This is a genomic window from Psychrobacter glacincola, assembly GCF_904846215.1.
GTDB lineage: Bacteria > Pseudomonadota > Gammaproteobacteria > Pseudomonadales > Moraxellaceae > Psychrobacter > Psychrobacter glacincola.
Genome location: NZ_CAJGZK010000018.1, coordinates 1 through 19,716 on the forward strand (window position 1 = coordinate 1; position 19,716 = coordinate 19,716).

Here is a 19,716-nt window from a genome sequence, read left to right on the forward strand (position 1 = left end):
TATCGTCATCGACGCGACAGGGCAGCTTTTTGGGCAGTTCAAACTTGCCAGAATCAACCAGTACGTCTTCTACTTTACGAATAATGCGGCTGGCAGAAGACTCATGAATACCAAAGTCCATACTGATATGGTATAGCGTTCGGTATTCACGCCAATAAGTAAGGGCCAGTAATATCTTTTCCTCAAGACTAAGCGCACTGGGTCTACCTGATTTGGTCTTAGATACTTCATGCTCTTGCATAGCATCCAGCATTTCATGAAAAGTGGCTTTATGGATGCCAGTATAGCGTTTAAAACCAGCGTCACTTTGTTTGAGTAGCTTATCTATGTTTGGCATGGTTCCTAGCCAGTTGTGAGTGTATTAGCTATTTTAATTCCCTCTGCTACTTTTGCAAGAGGTCTAATATTCATTTAGAAATAAAGACCACAAAGCCAAGTAATACAAATGACTTGGCTTTGTGGTCTTTTTAATCATAAAACGAAAAGCTTTCTTAGACAACAACACGTAGTAAATCTGCAGCTTTTAAATTGCTAATAACTTCTTCAAGCTCCCATAGTGGGGCGTTAATTTTTTCTGCGATTTCAAGATTGGTATGGTTGCCATCACAATAAACTAAAAAGTTCATCATGTTCTTTACTATTGAACTGCTCTCTTTAGTACTGATGGTCGGATATAAACCGCGCTTACCAAGCTGCGGCTCACAAAGAACCGTAGTACACAGTGTTTCATTCGCTTCAAGGCATTCAATTGAGCGCTTCAATACTTTATAAGCACCAAATAAACCCGTGGGGGTTACCAGCGTTAAATCATCTAAGGAAGTATGATACTCAGGATAGCAGCCGTACTTCGTGCGCATTATTGAGCATAAAGGCAAGTCTATACCACTACTACAATATTGGCGCTCATCACTTTGTCTGTCTAAAAAAGAGTAGCTGACAAAGTCTGGATGAGAGTGCTTTAACACATGAGTGGCGACTGTATCGGCCAGAGTATTGCCCTCTTTAGAGGGCAGATAGGAATAAGCTCTATCATCACCAACGCAGGAGACATTAAAGCCTGCTACGACATTCTCTTTCATGGTTTTATAGTTACGACTAAGATAAGTAATAGAGCCAATAGTCTCTGGAATAATAATAATTCGATAGGTATATTTTCTAGATTCTAAAGATAATAACCATTTTGCAAGGCTCAGGGTCACTACAGGACCTGAAAGCTCATTATTTGCCATTGACGGATGACATAGATAGCTGGATATAAATATTTCTTGTTCAGTCTCACCAGGAATAATCAGTTCGCCATAAGTCAAGCTACCGTCTTTTAGCTCACTGTCTATATAAACCTTGTAGGTACCAGCGATTAACTTTTCTCTTTCAATTTGAGAAATACAAAAGCCCCATCGTTCTTTATAATAAGAGGTTATGTACGGAATAGCAGTAGGTTGTTCTGGGAGTGAGTAAAGATGCTCTTGTAGATCCTCTAGAGAAATCTCTTTATCTACGGGCGTAGAATAGCCTACAACATGTAAGTTGGAAACTTTAAAGTCGCATATTCTATTACCATTAGGATCAATAATATAGGCATCGCTAATATTCCACTCTTTTGGCACTTCCCAATCGAAACACTTAGTGCCTGTAGGTACTTCAAATGCCTGTAAATTTGTTAGCTCTAAGTCATTTTTTAAAATATTTAGAGATCTACGAAAACCTTCTCCAGTTATACTTCGACAGATGGGAAAAAGCTTTTCGCAAAGCTGGTACATATCTAGGCCAATATTTTCCGTATTAGAGTTTTTCAATATCATTCTCCTTCAAGCTCATAAATAATATTATGAGCTCCACGAGTTTTTATAATGTTTGATATAAAATCATAGGCATCTGTAGCTGAGACGACTCTTAGTCCAAAACCTTCATAGGGTCTAGATCCATAATATAAACCTTCGCTCCACATAAGCTCACCTGCAGGGTTCGAATTGTGTTTAATACCTCGGTCAAGGTAACGAACATACATTCCGTAGTCTCTGAGCTCAATGACTCCTAACGAATCAATATAGCTTCCAGTAAATACTTTATGATAGCGATAATCTACCTCGCACATCTCTTCTATATAATGATAGAAGGTCATACTACCCTTTTCTGGCATATTCAGCACTGCAATTTTACCGCCCATTTCATGCAATAATCCAAGTGGAGAATCTGCACCAAAACTACTGAAATTATTTACATCTTTAAACTTATTAGACTGTGCTCCAATAACAACGAAAGAATGTATAGGATGACCAGTCCTTATTGCATTAGGATGATTTCTAGCTGCTTCAGTTAGAGCTCCCATATGTGAAGGTGTAGTGTTAATATCAAAAGCTACCCCTTTAGTAAAATCATAGTTAAATGTAGGAAACAATAAAGTTCCCGACTCACCAACAGCACTTATGAAAGAGTCAAGAATATCCTCCGCACTCAATCTAATTCCTAACTTTAGATATTTCTTAAAAACGCCTTTTATACTGCTGTGAATAAGTAAGGTGTCACCTTCTTTCACCCCAGATTTTCTCCATTCAAGTGCTAATTCTTCCATAAAAAACTTCCTTTTGTTTAGGGGCTGTATAGAATTGGGAAATAGTTGAAAAAAATAAGCAACGCCTTACACTCTTGTTTACCACAATAGAGAAAGAAGGCCTCACTTATGGCTCGTACCATGCTCACAGTAGACCATTGGTAAAAGCTGTTATATATATTGCGACAACTCAACATATATAACAAGCCCAATCTAAGACGAACCGTCGAAGCGATGCTGTACTGCATCCGTGTCGGCTGTCCATGGCGTGACTTACCGCCCTGCTTTGGCAACGGGTCGAGTATATACCACCAATACCGCTATTGGCGTAAAAAAGGTAAATGGCAGCAACTGATGGCCATAGTGACCGCAAACTATGCTAGCAAATGGTTATTTATATATGGTAGCGTGGTAAAGGCACATCAGCACAGTACAGGCGCCGCTAGTTGTTGTGATGAAGCCATCGGTACCAACGTTACTGGTAATAGCAGTAAGTTATATCTCGCGGTTGATGCTTATGGTAACCCTGTGCATGTTGAGCTGACAAGAGTGCAAGTACACGATTCTAAAATGGCTAACGCTCTAATTCAAAGTACCATTAAAAAAGAGACTAAGACAGTGGCTCATGTGACAAGAAAATCCAAAAAACGGTGTATATGAGCACTTAAGCAAGTTTTATCCTACACTAGGATTTTTTAGCGTAGACAGGTACAATATCAGTCTCAATTGACGGTCAAAAAGAATTGACCAAGCATAAGACAGGCATGCAAAAACATTGCAGGCGCTGTCTTTATTTTTTTATCGCACCCTCTATTGGAGTTCCTATGTCTATTGCGTCTACTGCCCAAGAGCCCGCCACGATTTTGGACGGCAAAGCACTTGCTATACAAATAGAACAGCAACTGCGCACGCGCGTGGATGCCATCAAGGATAAAACTGGACGTACGCCAAGCTTAGCGACGATATTGGTCGGTGACGATCCAGCTTCTGCGACTTACGTGCGTATGAAGGGCAATGCTTGTAAGCGTGTTGGCATGGATTCTATACGCGTTGAGATGCCAAGTGTGACGACGACAGAGCAGCTGTTGGCTAAGATAGATGAGCTCAATAGCAATCCAGATGTACACGGTATTTTGCTACAGCATCCGGTACCTGAGCATATCGATGAGCGCGCTTGCTTTGAGCAGATTGACTTGGCAAAAGATGGCGATGGCGTGACTTGTCTTGGTTTTGGTCGTATGGCGATGCAGCAATCGGCCTATGGCTCATGTACTCCGCAAGGCATTATGCATTTATTAGCGCATCATGGTATTGAGCTGGCAGGTTTGGAGGCGGTCGTCGTCGGGCGTAGTGCAATATTGGGTAAACCCATGGCAATGATGCTATTGAATGCCAACTGTACGGTAACGATTTGCCATTCAAGAACGCAGGATTTGGCTACTCATATTCAGCGCGCTGATATCGTGGTTGGAGCAGTGGGCGTGCCTGAATTGATCAAAGCCGATTGGATTAAAGCGGGCGCGGTGGTTATCGATGCAGGCTTTCATCCGACCGATAATGGCGGCGTCGGCGATATTGAGATGCAGGGTGTGGAAAACATCGCCAGTGCTTATACGCCTGTACCAGGTGGCGTCGGTCCAATGACGATTAATACCCTTATTCGCCAGACCGTTGATGCTGCTGAAAAAGCTGCCGGTTTAGATAAACGTTAATAAATTAATGAGTCAATGAGTTAATCATAAGAGCACGGATTGCCGATAGATAAGGAGCCTGAGCCTCCACAGTAGACAGTACAAAGACTCAGGCTAAATCAACCCCTTTACCGTTGATAGGATCTAACATGGCTAAAAATAACGTGGGTATTCATGAGCGATTACAAGGTATTGGTAGAGAGTTCGTCGATGTCTCTCATTACATAATCTTATTTTTAATCAGTGTGGTGGTGGTTTGGACCGCGGGTAAAGAGTTTATTGGGATTATCCAAAAAGGCTCAGCGGACTTAAAAGATATCTTGATGTTGTTTATTTATCTTGAACTGCTAGCCATGATTGGTATTTACTTTAAGACCCATCGTCTGCCGGTGCAGTTTTTGATATTTATTGCCATTACGGCTTTGTCACGACATTTGGTGGTCGATGTGCAGGCAGTATCAGACTACTTCCATCTGTGGTTACTGGCGACGATTTCTGTGGCTATTATGGTACTGAGTGCCTCTATTGTGGTGCTAACGTGGACGGCAAAAACGTTTGGTCGTCCAGAAGACAATCTTGATCGGAAGTATGCCAACTTGGCTATCAAGGCGCTTCTTCCTGATAACGCTCAGGCCCCTGATAGTCATACCAAGCATCGCCGTGAATAATATCCATTACACCTAATTGACGTAGAATGAGCATAAAAAAAGGGTTGCCAATGGCAGCCCTTTTTTATACTTTCTATTGTATAGTTAAAATATCTCAAAAACGCTACAGTGCTACTGATATAAATTTTTTGCAGCCTCTGTCTGCGTAGGCACAGCAAGCAAGAAAAATTAATATCAGCAGTACTTGATGTATCGATATTACTTTTCCCTGACTATATATTACAGCCACTTTAATCTCTTAAAGTTGTAATACAAGTAACTACATAAAGTGATGATCACTGCCATAATGACAAAGTAAGCGTATTTCCAGTGCAGCTCGGGCATAAAGTCGAAGTTCATTCCGTAGATACCAGCGATGGCTGTAGGCACGGCTAAGATACCAGCCCACGCTGCAAGCTTACGCACGACTTCGTTCTGTCCCATATTGACCATCGCCATATAGGTATTCATCACCACGCTGAGCATTTCATTAAGACCATTAATAGCATCTAAAGAGTGCAATAGATGATCATTGACGTCGCGAAAGTAAGGCTTAGCCGCTTGCGAAAACCCTGAGATTAACTCGCTTTTTTTGTGATTGATAAAAAAGCTACAGATGTCTTGCACTGGTAAAATAATGGCGCGCATATGTACCAGCTGCGACTTGAGCTCATAAAGGTTTTTTAAGGTGCTTTTATCGAACTCATAGGTAAATACATAGCGTTCCTGCTCGCGCAAGTAGCGACCCAAACGATCGGTAATCGGCATATAGTTATCCACGATAAAATCGAGAATAGCATGCAGTACAAATATCGGTCCCATACGCAGTTTTTCAGGACGACGATTACAGTGCTCGCGCACTGGCGCATAGGAGTTAGAAGGACCATTACGAATCGTAATCAGGTAATTTTTACCCATAAATATCGCTGTCGTGCCGTAGCGAATGACGTTGTCTTCGAGTTTCGCCGTACGCAACACCACAAATACCATATCGTTGTCGTAGTTTTCAACTTTGGCGCGCTGATGGTCGGCAAAAGCATCTTCAATCGCCAGCTCATGTAAGCCAAAAGCTTGTTGAACTTTGATCATGGTTTCTAAACTGGGATCATAAAGACCCAGCCAAATAAATTGACCGTTATTGCTCAAACAGCGATTGACATCATTCAGCGCTACTTGATCGAGTTTCTCACCGGTTTTACGTGAGTAGGAGTAACAGCTGACCACTTCATCTGTGCTGCTATTTTCGATATCTTCATAACGCTCAGAGTCTGGGTCATAGACGGTCATGGTCTCGATGCTGTCCTCGACCGTCGCATCAGAATCGCCATAGATATAGCTGTCATAATTGTCTAAATAGGAGTGCTCGGCTATGACAGCGGTGTCAATAAGACTGACATTAGACTCAGGTGTGATACGCGTTGCCGTTTCGACAATCAGGTCATCATCTTGCTTCATACCTGCTCCTTTCGTCTAAGTGGGAAATAATATAAAAATAACTTCTGCAACTAATATCGGTTACAAGGCAAAGCGCTTTAACGTATCAATATCAACTAAGCTTAATAAGCTCTCATGACAGGCTTCTAGTTTTATTTGTGGTGCCATGCCTAAATCTAAAGCTTCAACCCAGCGTAGTGCGCAAATACACCAGTAGTCACCCGGTTGTAGACCGGCAAAACCGTACTCAGGCAACGGGGTGATTAAATCATTGCCGCGACTGGCTGAAAAGTTTAAAAACTCGCTGGTCATTTTGGCGCAAACGGTATGTTGACCGACATCATGGTTGCCTGTGTGACAAAAGCCATTGCGATAATAGCCGGTAAGCGGATCAAAACAACAGCTGGCTAGGGCAGTGCCAAGCACATTGGTTTGGTTAATAGCTGGGTTTGGGTGATAATCAGACGACATAAGGCTTCCAAAATAAAAATATAGGCTAGTGTAGCATGAGTGTACATCTAAGACGTTATTCAACGATAGATACCTATAGATAATAGTTAAACAAAATATTGCCTCGCTAACGCGATATTTTCTTTATAGAAATACGGTATTCATGAGGATAAATCTACCATACAAAAGATACTTTTTACTGTTATCAGCATAAATTAGATGGCGATTGCCGTTAATTGTCACTAGGCGAAGCTTGGCTGCTATGCTAAACTAAAGCATAAAGTGCCTTGATTATTTATCATAGTTTTTTAGCGCACAATTTTAGCGCATAAAGATACTCGTCTTATCATTCCAACTTATACTATTGCTCACCCTTTTGTGGTTACCCAGTTTGCTTATCAATAATTGGGTCAGTGATGTTGCGCGTGAAAAATAAAAAGCGCCTGATATCTGTGCAATTGGAAATATAACCTTTAAGTACCGCATCTTTACCGCGCTTTTTGGTAAGCGATACGCCAAACAAGGATTTATTGTGTCTGCCAGTTCTGATTCTGCAAAACCTGCCCTGCCAAATGCCATCAAGCAAGCGGCTACTCAGCCCGCTGATAATACCGCCGCACCCAACCGTTTACCTTATTTTAGCCATCTTGCCAGCGATGTTGCCAACAGCTGGTTGCTGCCTGATGGGGTGGTCGATGTGTTATTTGAAGAGGCTCATAAGCAAGAAGTGCTTAGACATCAATTGACGCAGCAACTGATTACACACGGCTATCAGTTGGTATCCCCGCCGATGATTGAGTTCACCGAATCGCTCTTGAGCGGTGCCTCAGAGGATTTAAAGCGTCAAACCTTTAAGATTATCGATCAGCTAACCGGTCGACTGATGGGCATACGCGCGGATATCACGCCGCAGATTCTGCGTATAGATGCACACCACGGCGGCGATGGAATCGCGCGTTATTGCTATGCCGGCGATGTGATTCATACTTTGCCATCGGGGCTTTTTGGTTCACGTACACCTTTGCAATTGGGCGCTGAGATATTTGGCTGTGAGTCAATTACTGCAGATATTGAGCTGATAGATGTCCTATTTAGCATGCTCAATAGCCTAGATATGAGCGCAGCATTACACATCGATTTGGGTCATGTAGCGATATTTAAGCGTTTGGCAGAATTGGCGGCATTGCCGGATAGTGATACTGAGCAATTGATGCAGCTTTATGCCAATAAAAACTTGCCAGAACTAAAGCAAGTCTGCCAAGCGCTACCGCTGGGTAGCGATTTTTATACCTTGGCACGCTTTGGTCATGACATTGCAAATCTGCTTGGAAGATTGTCAGAGAATGCGCAACAAGATATGCAAATCGTCACCGCCATCGATGAGCTGCAACGTCTAAAAGCACACTTGCAAGTACAGTGGCAGTGTGCGGTCAGTATCGATGTGACCGAGCTATCAGGCTATCATTATCATACGGGTATCGTGTTCAATGGCTATATCAATAGTGAGTCCCAGCCACTGGTACGTGGCGGGCGCTTTGATGGGATGAAAAGTAATCAACTGGCCACGAATCAGCCGCGTCAAGCGACTGGCTTTAGTATGGATGTCAGCCGACTGCTCGCCCATACTCAGCTTGATGCACCTTTTATCGTGCTGGTCGATTATGACGCTTTCAACAGTTTGGACAGTGAGCAGCTGCAGCTCCTATTACAGCAAGTGGCAAGCTTACGTCAGCAAGGCTATCGCGTCACCATGCCATTAACGGCAAAAGATATGCCAGTGGGGATGACCCATCGTTTAAGCCTTGTCGATGATAATCAATGGCAGCTAGATGCGGTTTAAACTTAAAAACACTTTACGTTTATAAACGCACTAAATAAATATCTGCTCTACATAAAAATATTTGGTTATTAAATCGCTAAAGATATGCAGTTATCAAAGTATCGTTTTTAGCATTACTTCAGTTTTGATAGGTTGGTTTTAAACACTTATTGCACACACCTCAATATATTAAGGTAAGGATTCATCATGGGTAAGAATGTCGTAGTTTTGGGTAGCCAATGGGGCGATGAAGGTAAGGGTAAAATCGTTGATTTACTGACCGAAAAAGCTTCAGCAGTCGCTCGCTTTCAAGGCGGTCACAATGCTGGTCACACTTTAGTCGTTGATGGCAAAACCACCATCTTGCATCTGATTCCATCAGGTATCTTACGTAAAGGCGTGACCTGTTTTATCGGTAATGGTGTGGTACTAGCACCTGACGCATTACTAAAAGAGATGAAAAATCTAGAAGACAATAACGTACCCGTACGTGAGCGTCTACGTATTTCTCCTAACTGCCCGCTTATCATGCCATATCATGTCGCCCTTGACCAAGCACGTGAAGCCAAGCGCGGCACTGGTAAAATCGGTACGACCGGTCGCGGTATTGGACCTGCTTATGAGGACAAAGTTGCCCGCCGTGCGATCAAGCTTGCTGATTTGTTCCGAGATGATTTAGAAGAAAAATTACGTAACCTAATCGAATATCATAACTTCCAATTGACTCAGTATTATAAAGTTGAGGCGATTGATTTTGATGAGACGCTTAAGCTTTGTAAAGAGTGGCGCGAGGAAATCAGAGGCATGGTGACTGATGTCACTGAAGATTTAAACCAATTGCGTCTGGCTGGCAAGAATCTCATGTTTGAAGGTGCGCAAGGTACATTACTTGATATCGACCATGGTACGTATCCGTTTGTGACCAGCTCAAGTGTAACCGCAGGCGGCGTATCTACTGGTACAGGTATCGGTCCATTATATTTGGATTATGTCCTTGGTATCACCAAAGCCTATACCACCCGCGTTGGTAGCGGTCCATTTCCAACTGAGCTGTTTGATGACGTTGGCGCGCATTTGGCCAAAGTCGGTCATGAGTTTGGTGCCACGACTGGTCGCGCGCGTCGCTGTGGTTGGTTCGATGCTGAAGCATTACGCCGTGCAGTCGTACTGAACTCGCTATCAGGTATTTGCCTAACCAAGCTTGACGTGTTAGATGGACTTGAAGAGCTGTTAATTGGGGTAGGCTATGACGTGCCAGACACTGAGTTTGCTGGCGCGCATGATGCAGAATTCTATGAAGCAGTGACGCCTAAATACGAAACGCTACAAGGCTGGAGCGAGTCAACCGTTGGTGTCACCAATTATGACGACTTGCCAGAAAACGCTAAAATATACATCAAGCGTATCGAAGCCTTGATTGGTTGCCCAGTTGATATCATCTCAACCGGTCCTGATCGCGAAGAGACCATCGTCCTACGTGATCCGTATGATGCTTAATTGGTTAATAGTTATATTGTATGGTTCATTCACAAAACCCTAATGCCAAACATTGGGGTTTTGTTTTTGGTAAATAAGAAGATTGATGAGCAGTAAAAGCCTGCCAAATTCACTTTTATGCAAGATGCGGTCATAAATTAACCCTATCATTTATAGCGCTAATCATTATAATAGGCAGCAATCTGGTGTTGGCGCTCATGTTTTCGTATTGATAAGCAATGAGTGGTTTAAAGTAGCCTAAGTCAACATTGTGGTCAGAGATAAAATAACCCTTTTACTATTTCATTTCTTATTGAATTTATCGTTTTTTTCATTTATTAGGAGCTTTTCATGGCTAACGAACGTACTTTGTCTATCATCAAACCTGACGCAGTCGCTGGCAATAACATCGGCGCTATCTATGACCGTTTTGAAAAATCAGGTCTAAAAATTGTTGCAGCCAAAATGATGCAACTTGATGATGAAAAAGCAGGTGGTTTTTACGCTGAGCACGCTGAACGTCCATTTTATAATGATCTAGTGTCATTTATGATGTCAGGTCCAGTATTGGTATCAGTACTAGAAGGCGAAAACGCTATCGCTAAGCATCGTGATATCATGGGCGCTACTAACCCAAAAGACGCCGCTGAAGGCACCATCCGTGCTGATTTCGCTAGCAGCATCGACGAAAACGCCGTTCATGGTTCAGATTCAGCTGAATCAGCAGCACGTGAAATCAGCTACTTCTTTAGTGAAGATGAAGTTTGTGCACGTACGCGTTAATATAGTAAACCAAATATAGGCTGTTACGGCGTCAGACTCGCTTAATGTACTCAATGTACAATTTGCGCTCGTCTTCCTTGTACCAGCTCTATATTTGATTCACTATGCAGCTATTATTTACAAAGCTAATTGTTAATAATTAGTGTGGCGAGACGGCTTATATCTTTTGGTATAAGCCGTTTTAGCTATTATATAGTCTAAAGATGCATTGAAACTTTAACCATTCTCCCTCATTATTATATTTATTAAGCGTTATCAATCCCTTATCAGCATATTACGCTCAGATATTTATAAATACAGCGATAAAAAATGCGCTCATAACGGATTGCTCATGCACTCATATATTGGGTATGCCTAGCAACGCCCATCTCAATAATTGCATCGCTTATATCAGTCGATGCAAAAAGGTTATTTATTATGTCGACATCTCAAACGCCTGTCCAATATGTCCCAGCCAAGCCTGCTAAGAGTATAAAATTGGTAGACGAGTCGCAGGCGAAAACCAATCTATTAGGTATGACACAAGCGCAATTGGCGGAGTACTTTAAGAGTATCGGCGAAAAGGCGTTTCGCTCGACGCAAGTCATTAGATGGATATATCAGCAGGGTGTGACAGATTTTGAGCAAATGACAAATTTGAGTAAGTCATTGCGAGATAAATTGTCAGCCAACGCTTGTGTAATACCGCCAAAGGTTATCCATCGTCAATATAGCGATGATGGTACGCGCAAATGGGTATTTGAAGTGACTGGCGGCTCATTGGTTGAGACGGTATTGATTCCGGCTGATGACAGTAAGCTAAACGGGCGCAAAACTTTATGTATTTCCTCGCAAGTCGGCTGCGCGTTGGATTGCAGCTTTTGTAGTACCGGCAAGCAAGGCTTTGAGCGCGATTTAACAGCGGCTGAGATTCTCGGACAATTATGGGTGGCCAATGCCTCTTATATGACCGATGAAAACGACAGCTTAGATAACGTTGACCATAGCTTATGGGCAAATAACGTGACCAATGTGGTCATGATGGGCATGGGCGAGCCGTTATTAAACTATCGTCCCGTTGTCAGCTCGATGGAATTGATGCTTAGTGACCACGCTTATGGTTTATCAAAGCGCCGTGTCACGCTATCCACCTCAGGTGTGGTGCCAAAAATGTATGAGTTGGCAAAAGAGCTTGACGTGGCTTTAGCCATTTCATTACACGCGCCAAATGATGAACTGCGCAATGAGTTGGTGCCAATTAATAAGAAATACCCATTGGAGCAGTTGATGGCAGCAGCGAGAAATTATGTTTTTGACGTTAACCCGCGCCATAAAAAGCACGTGACGATTGAATATGTCATGTTAGATGGTGTCAATGATAGTAATGAACATGCTGAGCAACTGGTCACATTATTGGGTGATTTACCAAGTAAAATTAACCTGATACCGTTTAACCCGTTTCCACATGCAGACTATGACAAGTCGAGTAATAATCGTATTCATGCTTTTAGCAATATATTAATTGACGCAGGTTTTGTGTGTACCATTCGTCAAACGCGCGGCGATGATATTGACGCCGCTTGTGGGCAATTGGTTGGGCGGGTAGCCGATAGAACACGTCGCTCAGCCGCTTGGCAGCAAAGTATTAAAGACCGCGAAAATAGTTGATAAGATAGTAAACATGACTGTTATCGCTACCTTATGTAATGTAGCGATAGTCGAGTGATTGAAGGAAAAATACAGCGTTACTGCAATGAATTTTTTGCAGCCTCTGTCACGTAGTTAGCAGCAAGCAAGAAAAACTCATAGCAGTAGCGCGTTACTATAATATTATTTCAAACAGACTATGTTTAGCTGTCTTTTTTGCATCACAATGGTAATGAAATGTAGTCGTCATAGACAATGACAAAAAATCAGCCAATTAATGACAACTAAATTGTACTTATGGAGGCCAAATCCATTAAACTGATGCCTCGATGATCGAACGCATTGAATCACAGTTTTATGATGGCGACCATGATGACTTCTAAAAATTCTTGTCAGTTCAAATATCAAACCTCTTTTTCTTATGCAGCGAGACATTTGGGCGCTACGGTTTTTGTTAGAAAAAGCGCTCACTGTGTATTGCTTGCCGGCGCGCTAAGCGCTTTATTGATTTCTGGTTGTCAAAGCACGCCAACCAATGATCTAATAACGGGCACGCCTTATCAAACCTCAACGCAACCCAATGACAATCGTAAATTGGATCAGCAAGAAATTGCTCGCGTTCGAACGACACTTGCTGCACAATATATCCGCAAAAACGAGCTTGATGCGGCCCAAAGACAGCTCGAAAAAGCCTTTGCTGCCGATAGCCGTCATGCGCCCGCCTATGATATGATGGGCGTTTTGTTGCAGCAAGAAGGCAGCCGCCTCAATCTTGAAAAAGCGGATCAATACTTTAAAAAAGCCATTGCGCTTGATAAAGATTTTGATCAAGCACACAATAATTATGGCGTCTATTTGTCGCAGATGAAGCGTTATAAAGAAGCCGCTGAGCAGTTTGAAATAGCGGGTGCTGCCCTTGGATATGAAGGTCGTATTGGTGCGTTAGAAAACTTAGGTCGTACCTACCTTCAACTTAATGACCATCCTGCCGCGGCAAAGGCTTTTTTACGGGCTTTAGATGGCAATCGAAACAGCATCATTGCTCATATCGAGCTGGTTGATTTATTACTTGAGCAGCAGCGGGTTCAACAAGCACAAAGGCTCTATGATGAAACCTTAATACTGGTGCAAGGACAGGGTGTTAGTCCGCGCTTGCTACTACAAGGCATCAAATTGGCGGCAGCGCAAAAAAATATAAAGACACGCCAACAATTGGCACAGCAACTTTTATCTGCTTATCCATTGAGTGATGAAGCAAAACAACTAAAGACTTGGCTTAACAATCCAGAGGCACCATGGAAATGACCACCCCATCATCAAACACTCACTCTAACGCTCAGGGATCATTTGGTGCCATGCTGCAGCAAGCTCGCAAAGCTAAGCAAGTAAGCTTGGACGATGTAGCAAATGAATTGTTTATTTTAAAACGTCACCTGCAAGCATTAGAAAATGAAGATTTTTCTGACTTGCCGCAAGTAGCGTTTGCGCGCGGGTTTGCGATCAACTATGCCAAATACTTGGGTCTCGACCCAGTCAGAATAGCCAGTAGCTTTGATGCCGCTTACCCAAATGAGCTAAAATCGCGTTCGGCTAATAATACTCAGTCGCCACTGCAGCCTATGGGTACGCTACAGCGCGATACACACAATCGTATTCGCTTTAATCCGCTGCTTATCATCGCAGTTATCGGTGTCATTATTTTAGCGATATTCCTATTCCGTATGGTCAGTAATGCGAGCAAGGAAAATATCGAGCAGCCTGTATCTAGCGCTGAAGATATCTCAGCAGTAGAACAAGCCCAAGGCGCAGCTATTAATACTGATGTTACAGGCGTTAGTGCTTCAGGTTCAGCGCTAAACTTAGGTGGCGACGACGTTGCTCCTGCTACTTTGGATGTTAAGCTGACGGACGCTGCTGTCGTCACTATTACGGATGCTACCGGTAGCAGCTTGATAGCGGGATCACAGAATGCGGGTGATTATCAATTATCAGGTATGCCACCGTTTAATGTGCAAATTGATAACATCAATAACGTGCGCTTGATGCTCAATCAGCAATCTGTTGCTTTAGACAGCTACGCGAATGGTAGCCAAGCCAGTTTTGAATTGGCACCTTAATTTATTAATTGGTTCAATTTTTGAAGTAAATATTATTACCTTTTTTTTATTGTTATTCTCGTTCTTACTGCTTTCATGAAAGGGTTTGCCTATGTCAACGTCAGCGCCTATTAACCGTCGTCTTACGAAGAAAATATATGTCGGTGATGTCGCGATTGGTGGTGATGCGCCGATTAGTGTGCAAAGTATGACCAATACTGATACCTGTGATGTGGCAGCGACTGTTGCCCAAATTGAGCGCTGTGTAGAAGCTGGCGCTGATTTGATGCGAGTCTCTACCCCGACGATGGATACCGTTAAAGCATTTGGTGAAATTCGTAAGTTGGTCAGCGTACCCTTAATAGCGGATGTGCATTTTGATCACAAAATTGCTTTAGCGGTTGCCGCAGCTGGCGCAGATTGTCTACGTATTAACCCAGGCAATATCGGTAGCGACGCCAAAGTACGTGAAGTGGTTGCCTGTGCCAAGCACTACAATATCCCTATTCGTATCGGTGTGAATGCCGGCTCTTTAGAAAAGGATATTCAGCGTAAATATACGGAGCCAAATGGCGCGGCGATGCTTGAATCGGCAATGCGTCATATTGATATATTAGAGCGTCTTAATTTTGATCAATATAAAGTATCGGTCAAAGCAAGCAACGTATTTTTGACCATGGATGCCTATCGCCTGATCTCAGCACAAATTGATAATCCATTGCATTTAGGCGTCACCGAAGCGGGTGTTTATCGGACTGGTTCGGTCAAATCTGCCATTGCGCTCGGTGGTTTATTGTTGGACGGTATTGGTGATACGATTCGTATCTCATTGGCTGCCGAGCCAGAAGAAGAGATTAAAATCGGTTTTGATATTTTAAAATCACTAAATATTCGCTCTAACGGCGTCAATTTTATTGCTTGCCCAAGCTGCTCCCGTCAAGAATTCGATGTGATTAGAGTGATGACCGCGTTAGAGTCGCGCTTAGAAGATATTCGTGAGCCGATGAATTTGTCAGTGATTGGCTGTAAGGTAAATGGTCCGGGCGAAGCGAAAGAAGCCGATATCGGTATCGTTGGCGCCGCACCAAAGTCTCTGGTCTACCGTATGGGTGAAAAAAGCCATCTGATTGATACCGAAAATTTGGTTGATGAGATAGAAGGCATGGTACGTGCCCATGCTGAAGCGTTGGCAAAAAAACGTGAAAATGAGATTATTCGCGTTAGATAAGGAAGCGTTTTATCAATAAAAATTATAGAGTTGTTTGTTAAAAATTAAAGGACGCGACCGTACCATGATTAAAGCGATTAAAGGGTTTAATGATATTTTGCCTGCACAGTCTGCAAAATGGCTGTACTTAGAGTCGATATTGGCCGACGTGCTAGGCAGATACGGTTATGAGCATATTCGCTTGCCCATCGTTGAGCAAACCGATTTGTTCGCTCGTGCAATTGGCGGTGCCACGGATATCGTTGAAAAAGAGATGTATAGTTTTACGGATAAATCTGATCCACCAACGCCGCTTACCTTACGTCCTGAAGGCACGGCTGGGGCAGTACGAGCGGTGAACGAGCACAATCTACTACGCGGCGATACGCCTAAGCTTTGGTATATCGGTCCAATGTTCCGCTATGAGCGTCCACAAAAAGGGCGCTATCGTCAATTTCATCAAATAGGTGTTGAAAGCTTTGGTAGTGCCTTACCAGATGCCGATGCAGAGCTGATTGCGATGACGCATCTAATGTGGCAAGAGCTGGGTCTAAAAGATGAGATGCGTCTGCAACTGAACAGTCTAGGCGAAATTGATGAGCGTCATGCTTATCGTGAAGCGCTGGTCACCTATCTGACTGATAAGCAAGAGCAGTTAGATGAGGATAGTAAGCGTCGCCTAACGACGAATCCGTTACGCATTTTAGACAGCAAAGAAGCCAGCACCCAAGCGCTATTAATTGATGCACCAAAGCTTGCTGACTTTTTGGGCGAAGAAAGCGTGGCGCATTTTGAGCAAGTACAAGGGTATTTAACGGAGCTTGGTATTAACTTTGAAATCAATCCGCACCTGGTACGTGGTCTTGATTATTATAATAAAACCGTATTTGAATGGGTTACTGATAAGCTTGGCAGTCAAGCAACTGTCTGTGCCGGCGGTCGTTATGATGGCTTGGTTGGACAGCTAAAATCTGCTGATAACCGTGACACCAAAGGCGATAATAAACCGGTTAAATCTGAGCCTGCAGTTGGTTTTGCCATGGGACTTGAGCGCTTATTACTTCTTATGGAAGTCGTTGCGCCTATTGCTGATATGCCGGCTTGTGATGTCTTTGTGGTCGCCCATCCTGAGGTTTATAGTGCCGGTATTGGTTACGCGCAAAACCTGCGTTATAGCCGCCCAGATTTGCGCGTGAAAATGGCAAGTGCCACGAGCTTAAAAGCTCAAATGAAAAAGGCGGATAAGTCGGGTGCTGCATTGACCGTCATTATCGCCCAGCAAGAGATTGACGATAAAACCATTAGCATCAAAGATATGCAGACCGGCGAACAAAAAACAGCGGCGCAAGATTGGCTGGCAGATAAAGAGAATTTCTCGCGCCGTAAGTAGCATTGGGTTTAGCATTAGTAATTTAATAACAATCTTATCAGGTAAAAGTATATGGCTCTGACCCCTAATTCGCCGAATGCAGACAACTCAATGCAAGCGTTAAAGCAGTATGGCAGCTATATTGTCACCGCAATTTTATTGGCGTTAGCCGCCTACTTTGGCTGGACTTATTGGCAAGACAATCATGCACGTGTCGATACCGTTGCAGCCGATCAATATGCGGATATTCAACGTCTTAATGAAGAAGTGAGCTTGGCATCGCAAAATCCGGATCTAGAAGCGGAGGCAAAAGCATCGTTAGAGAAGAGTAGTACTCAGCTAAATAAGAATATCGATAGCTTAGTTGGTACTCATGGAGAATCGATCTATGCTTGGCAGGCTCTAATGATTAAAGCGCGTCAGCAAGTGGACAGTGATGATTTTAAAGCAGCAGGCGAGACCTTTAAAAAAGCATTAGCGATTGATTTGGGTGACGCAGGTCTAGAGGCGATTACCCGTTTGCGTTATGCGACCACGCTTTTGGCAGCTGGTGATGAAAAAGCGGCATTGACAGAAGCCAGTCGTGATATGCCAAGCTCGTTTGAAGCGAGTCAGCAAGAATTACTTGGTGATATTTATTTGGCACAAGACAATACAGACTCAGCGATTAAATCCTATAATAATGCTTGGAGTTTATTACGCGAGCGTCAAGAAACGCGTGCCGTATTGGCATTAAAAATGGAAAGTTTGGGTATCATTGCTGAGCCTATCGCGGAGCAAACCAACCTTATTCAAGAATCTACGGCAATATCTCAAGCACCAGTGAGTAAAGATTCAGTAGCAGCTAATACCGGTGCTGGTGCATAAAATTTTAGTAATAAAGATTTGCTACTAAAGACTGAGCACTAGCAAGTTTAGTGCTGATTTCGATAGATATAGTAATATCTCAAACCGTTCTACAAAGGAAGTAGCATCATCAGTAAAAAGGATAATGATAGCCGACAATTATTTGTACGAGGTTATTATTGTTTTTATCTCTGATTGAACGCTAATTTATTAATGATTAATTTATTTGTAGTGAGACCTATAATGACTCAAGCTATCCGCTCAAACAAAACCACAAAGGCCAAAACCATGCGCTCAACGGCCATGCATGTAGCCGTAATTGCAGTGATGGCAACTGCGGTCATTGGGTGTAATCGAGGTATCAAGCCAGTCGTCAACGACCCGGTAAAATTGGTACAAATCGCGCAACCTATTAGTGTGTTGCAGCCGGTCTTTAGCACCGACCTCGGTAATAAAAACGTCAGTAAAAAAGACCCGCTTACTTTGCAAGTTGGCTATGCCAATTCGCAAATCGTTACTGCTTCGCGCGGTGGTGATCTGGTTGGTTTTGATAAAGCTGGTCAACGTTTATGGTCGGTGAATGTTGGTGATCAGATTACAGGTGGTGTTGCGATAGACGAGCTAAGCCAAACTGCTATTATCAGTACTCGCGGCGGTCTGGTTATGGCATTTGATAGCACAACAGGTGCAAAACGTTGGCAGCAACAGCTCACCGGATCAGTGCTAACGCCAGCACTGATCAGCAATAACCGCGTTATCCTGTCAGCCAATGATGGCTTTTTGCATGGTTTGTCACTACAGACCGGTCAGTCAGTCTGGAAGTTTGCTACCCAAGTTCCTGCGATTAGTGTACGCGGTAGCGCTGTACCGACGTTACTGGATGCCAAAACCGCATTGCTAGCGACTGCCGATGGACGTTTGCATGCTGTTACAGTAGATAATGGTTTGCCATTATGGTCAAGACGCGTTGGTGTGGGTACAGGTAGCAGCGAAGTTGAGCGCATGAGTGATGTTGATGGCATGCCGATTGTAGATAACAATCAGTTATTTGCTATCAGCTATAGTGGTCAGTTGCTCGGTATTGATTTGGCATCGCGCCAAGTGATGTTTGTTAATGAGCTTGCCAGTTTAAAAGCCCTTGCAGTCAACAATCAGCAAGTGGTTGCGACGAGCTTAGACGGTAAAGTGGTTGCTTATAACCGCAGCAATGGCGCTGTCTTATGGGAAAGTGAAGAATTGGCCTATCGTCATTTGACCAATCCTATGATGGTTGGCAATTATATTGCAGTAGGCGACTTTGATGGGGTAGTGCATTTATTTGACCCAGCCACAGGTAAGATTGTCAGCCGTGTCCAGACCAAAGGCGCATTAACCAATTTGCAAGTACAAGGCAGCCGCTTAATGACCCAAAGCACCTCAGGTCAAGTAGCGATTTGGCAGTTAGCACGCTAATCTTAATGACTTGCAGTCCTATTTAATGAGCATTTTTTAATGTTGCTCATTAAACAGGTCACCTAATAGTAAGTTAGCTAATAGCAAAATGAACAGAAAACGCTGCATAGTCAGCGTTTAATGCCTTTTAAAATTGCTTGTTTACATATCAGCTTTCGCGTACGCTATGCGACCGGTGCATTGTTGACATTATCTATATATAATAGTGACAGATAATGTCCATATATGATGCAATCTTCTGAATATCATTTATTCATTGTAAGATAGCC

General features: G+C 43.1%; 17 protein-coding genes and 1 pseudogene. 13 read left to right on the forward strand and 5 right to left on the reverse strand.

Going from position 1 to position 19,716, the window contains the following annotated elements; all coding sequences use genetic code 11:
• The 3 genes from JMW90_RS10220 to JMW90_RS10230 form a co-directional block, all read right to left on the reverse strand.
• Positions 1-337, reverse strand: a 337-nt coding sequence (locus JMW90_RS10220; RefSeq protein WP_201563844.1) for a helix-turn-helix domain-containing protein, incomplete at its 3' end; no start/stop codon positions are given.
• Positions 338-491: 154 nt separating this feature from the next.
• Complete coding sequence (locus JMW90_RS10225; RefSeq protein ID WP_201563846.1) at positions 492-1,796, reverse strand: DUF4910 domain-containing protein; 1,305 nt, start codon at positions 1,794-1,796, stop codon at positions 492-494.
• Positions 1,797-1,798: 2 nt separating this feature from the next.
• Positions 1,799-2,572, reverse strand: a complete 774-nt coding sequence (locus JMW90_RS10230; RefSeq protein WP_201563848.1) for an AAC(3) family N-acetyltransferase — start codon at positions 2,570-2,572, stop codon at positions 1,799-1,801.
• Positions 2,573-2,719: 147 nt separating this feature from the next.
• On the opposite strand from JMW90_RS10230, the pseudogene JMW90_RS10235 reads away from it, so the two are divergent.
• The 3 genes and pseudogenes from JMW90_RS10235 to JMW90_RS10245 all read left to right on the forward strand — a co-directional run.
• Positions 2,720-3,175: pseudogene (locus JMW90_RS10235) on the forward strand (IS5 family transposase); the annotation flags it as partial.
• Between the two features lie 200 nt (positions 3,176-3,375).
• Positions 3,376-4,263 carry a bifunctional methylenetetrahydrofolate dehydrogenase/methenyltetrahydrofolate cyclohydrolase FolD gene (gene folD / locus JMW90_RS10240; protein ID WP_201563852.1) on the forward strand — a complete coding sequence of 296 codons (888 nt, stop codon included), beginning with the start codon at positions 3,376-3,378 and terminating at the stop codon, positions 4,261-4,263.
• Between the two features lie 128 nt (positions 4,264-4,391).
• Positions 4,392-4,910: a phosphate-starvation-inducible protein PsiE gene (locus JMW90_RS10245; RefSeq protein ID WP_201563854.1), complete on the forward strand. Its 519-nt coding sequence runs from the start codon at positions 4,392-4,394 to the stop codon at positions 4,908-4,910.
• Between the two features lie 219 nt (positions 4,911-5,129).
• Here JMW90_RS10245 and corA read toward each other — a convergent pair whose 3' ends face one another.
• Both corA and JMW90_RS10255 read right to left on the reverse strand, forming a co-directional pair.
• A complete protein-coding gene (gene corA / locus JMW90_RS10250) occupies positions 5,130-6,344 on the reverse strand; it encodes a magnesium/cobalt transporter CorA (protein ID WP_201563857.1) in 1,215 nt (404 codons plus the stop codon).
• Between the two features lie 60 nt (positions 6,345-6,404).
• Positions 6,405-6,794 (reverse strand): DUF2237 family protein, encoded by a 390-nt coding sequence (locus tag JMW90_RS10255; RefSeq protein ID WP_201563860.1) that lies wholly within the window; start codon positions 6,792-6,794, stop codon positions 6,405-6,407.
• Between the two features lie 511 nt (positions 6,795-7,305).
• Between JMW90_RS10255 and JMW90_RS10260 the strand changes: the two genes are divergently transcribed.
• The 10 genes from JMW90_RS10260 to bamB all read left to right on the forward strand — a co-directional run bounded on the left by JMW90_RS10260 (position 7,306) and on the right by bamB (position 19,447).
• The gene (locus JMW90_RS10260; protein WP_201563863.1) at positions 7,306-8,613 is read left to right on the forward strand and encodes an ATP phosphoribosyltransferase regulatory subunit; all 1,308 of its coding nucleotides are present in this window, start codon (positions 7,306-7,308) and stop codon (positions 8,611-8,613) included.
• 186 nt (positions 8,614-8,799) lie between these two features.
• The gene (locus tag JMW90_RS10265) at positions 8,800-10,089 is read left to right on the forward strand and encodes an adenylosuccinate synthase (protein ID WP_201563865.1); all 1,290 of its coding nucleotides are present in this window, start codon (positions 8,800-8,802) and stop codon (positions 10,087-10,089) included.
• Between the two features lie 330 nt (positions 10,090-10,419).
• A complete protein-coding gene (gene ndk, locus JMW90_RS10270; RefSeq protein WP_201563868.1) occupies positions 10,420-10,851 on the forward strand; it encodes a nucleoside-diphosphate kinase in 432 nt (143 codons plus the stop codon).
• 417 nt (positions 10,852-11,268) lie between these two features.
• Positions 11,269-12,498, forward strand: a complete 1,230-nt coding sequence (gene rlmN, locus JMW90_RS10275) for a dual-specificity RNA methyltransferase RlmN (protein WP_201563871.1) — start codon at positions 11,269-11,271, stop codon at positions 12,496-12,498.
• 348 nt (positions 12,499-12,846) lie between these two features.
• Complete coding sequence (gene pilW / locus JMW90_RS10280; protein WP_227691937.1) at positions 12,847-13,782, forward strand: type IV pilus biogenesis/stability protein PilW; 936 nt, start codon at positions 12,847-12,849, stop codon at positions 13,780-13,782.
• On the forward strand, positions 13,779-14,594 hold the full coding sequence (locus JMW90_RS10285; protein WP_201563877.1) for a helix-turn-helix domain-containing protein: 816 nt from the start codon (positions 13,779-13,781) through the stop codon (positions 14,592-14,594). Before pilW ends, JMW90_RS10285 begins: the two co-directional genes overlap by 4 nt.
• A gap of 91 nt (positions 14,595-14,685) precedes the next feature.
• Positions 14,686-15,801, forward strand: coding sequence for a flavodoxin-dependent (E)-4-hydroxy-3-methylbut-2-enyl-diphosphate synthase (gene ispG, locus JMW90_RS10290; RefSeq protein WP_201563880.1), 1,116 nt, complete (start codon positions 14,686-14,688; stop codon positions 15,799-15,801).
• Positions 15,802-15,865: 64 nt separating this feature from the next.
• Positions 15,866-17,170 (forward strand): histidine--tRNA ligase, encoded by a 1,305-nt coding sequence (gene hisS, locus JMW90_RS10295; protein ID WP_201563954.1) that lies wholly within the window; start codon positions 15,866-15,868, stop codon positions 17,168-17,170.
• Between the two features lie 51 nt (positions 17,171-17,221).
• On the forward strand, positions 17,222-18,016 hold the full coding sequence (locus tag JMW90_RS10300; protein ID WP_201563882.1) for a YfgM family protein: 795 nt from the start codon (positions 17,222-17,224) through the stop codon (positions 18,014-18,016).
• A 222-nt stretch (positions 18,017-18,238) separates the two neighbouring features.
• The gene (gene bamB / locus JMW90_RS10305) at positions 18,239-19,447 is read left to right on the forward strand and encodes an outer membrane protein assembly factor BamB (protein WP_201563885.1); all 1,209 of its coding nucleotides are present in this window, start codon (positions 18,239-18,241) and stop codon (positions 19,445-19,447) included.
• Positions 19,448-19,716: the final 269 nt, after the last annotated feature.

Excerpts from the sequence above, each read along its gene's own strand:
- JMW90_RS10230 (WP_201563848.1), bottom strand. The coding sequence starts at position 2,572 with ATGGAAGAATTAGCACTTGAATGGAGAAAATCTGGGGTGAAAGAAGGT.
- folD (WP_201563852.1), top strand. The coding sequence starts at position 3,376 with ATGTCTATTGCGTCTACTGCCCAAGAGCCCGCCACGATTTTGGACGGC.
- JMW90_RS10245 (WP_201563854.1), top strand. The coding sequence starts at position 4,392 with ATGGCTAAAAATAACGTGGGTATTCATGAGCGATTACAAGGTATTGGT.
- corA (WP_201563857.1), bottom strand. The coding sequence starts at position 6,344 with ATGAAGCAAGATGATGACCTGATTGTCGAAACGGCAACGCGTATCACA.
- JMW90_RS10255 (WP_201563860.1), bottom strand. The coding sequence starts at position 6,794 with ATGTCGTCTGATTATCACCCAAACCCAGCTATTAACCAAACCAATGTG.
- JMW90_RS10265 (WP_201563865.1), top strand. The coding sequence starts at position 8,800 with ATGGGTAAGAATGTCGTAGTTTTGGGTAGCCAATGGGGCGATGAAGGT.
- ndk (WP_201563868.1), top strand. The coding sequence starts at position 10,420 with ATGGCTAACGAACGTACTTTGTCTATCATCAAACCTGACGCAGTCGCT.
- rlmN (WP_201563871.1), top strand. The coding sequence starts at position 11,269 with ATGTCGACATCTCAAACGCCTGTCCAATATGTCCCAGCCAAGCCTGCT.
- pilW (WP_227691937.1), top strand. The coding sequence starts at position 12,847 with ATGATGACTTCTAAAAATTCTTGTCAGTTCAAATATCAAACCTCTTTT.
- JMW90_RS10285 (WP_201563877.1), top strand. The coding sequence starts at position 13,779 with ATGACCACCCCATCATCAAACACTCACTCTAACGCTCAGGGATCATTT.
- ispG (WP_201563880.1), top strand. The coding sequence starts at position 14,686 with ATGTCAACGTCAGCGCCTATTAACCGTCGTCTTACGAAGAAAATATAT.
- hisS (WP_201563954.1), top strand. The coding sequence starts at position 15,866 with ATGATTAAAGCGATTAAAGGGTTTAATGATATTTTGCCTGCACAGTCT.
- JMW90_RS10300 (WP_201563882.1), top strand. The coding sequence starts at position 17,222 with ATGGCTCTGACCCCTAATTCGCCGAATGCAGACAACTCAATGCAAGCG.
- bamB (WP_201563885.1), top strand. The coding sequence starts at position 18,239 with ATGACTCAAGCTATCCGCTCAAACAAAACCACAAAGGCCAAAACCATG.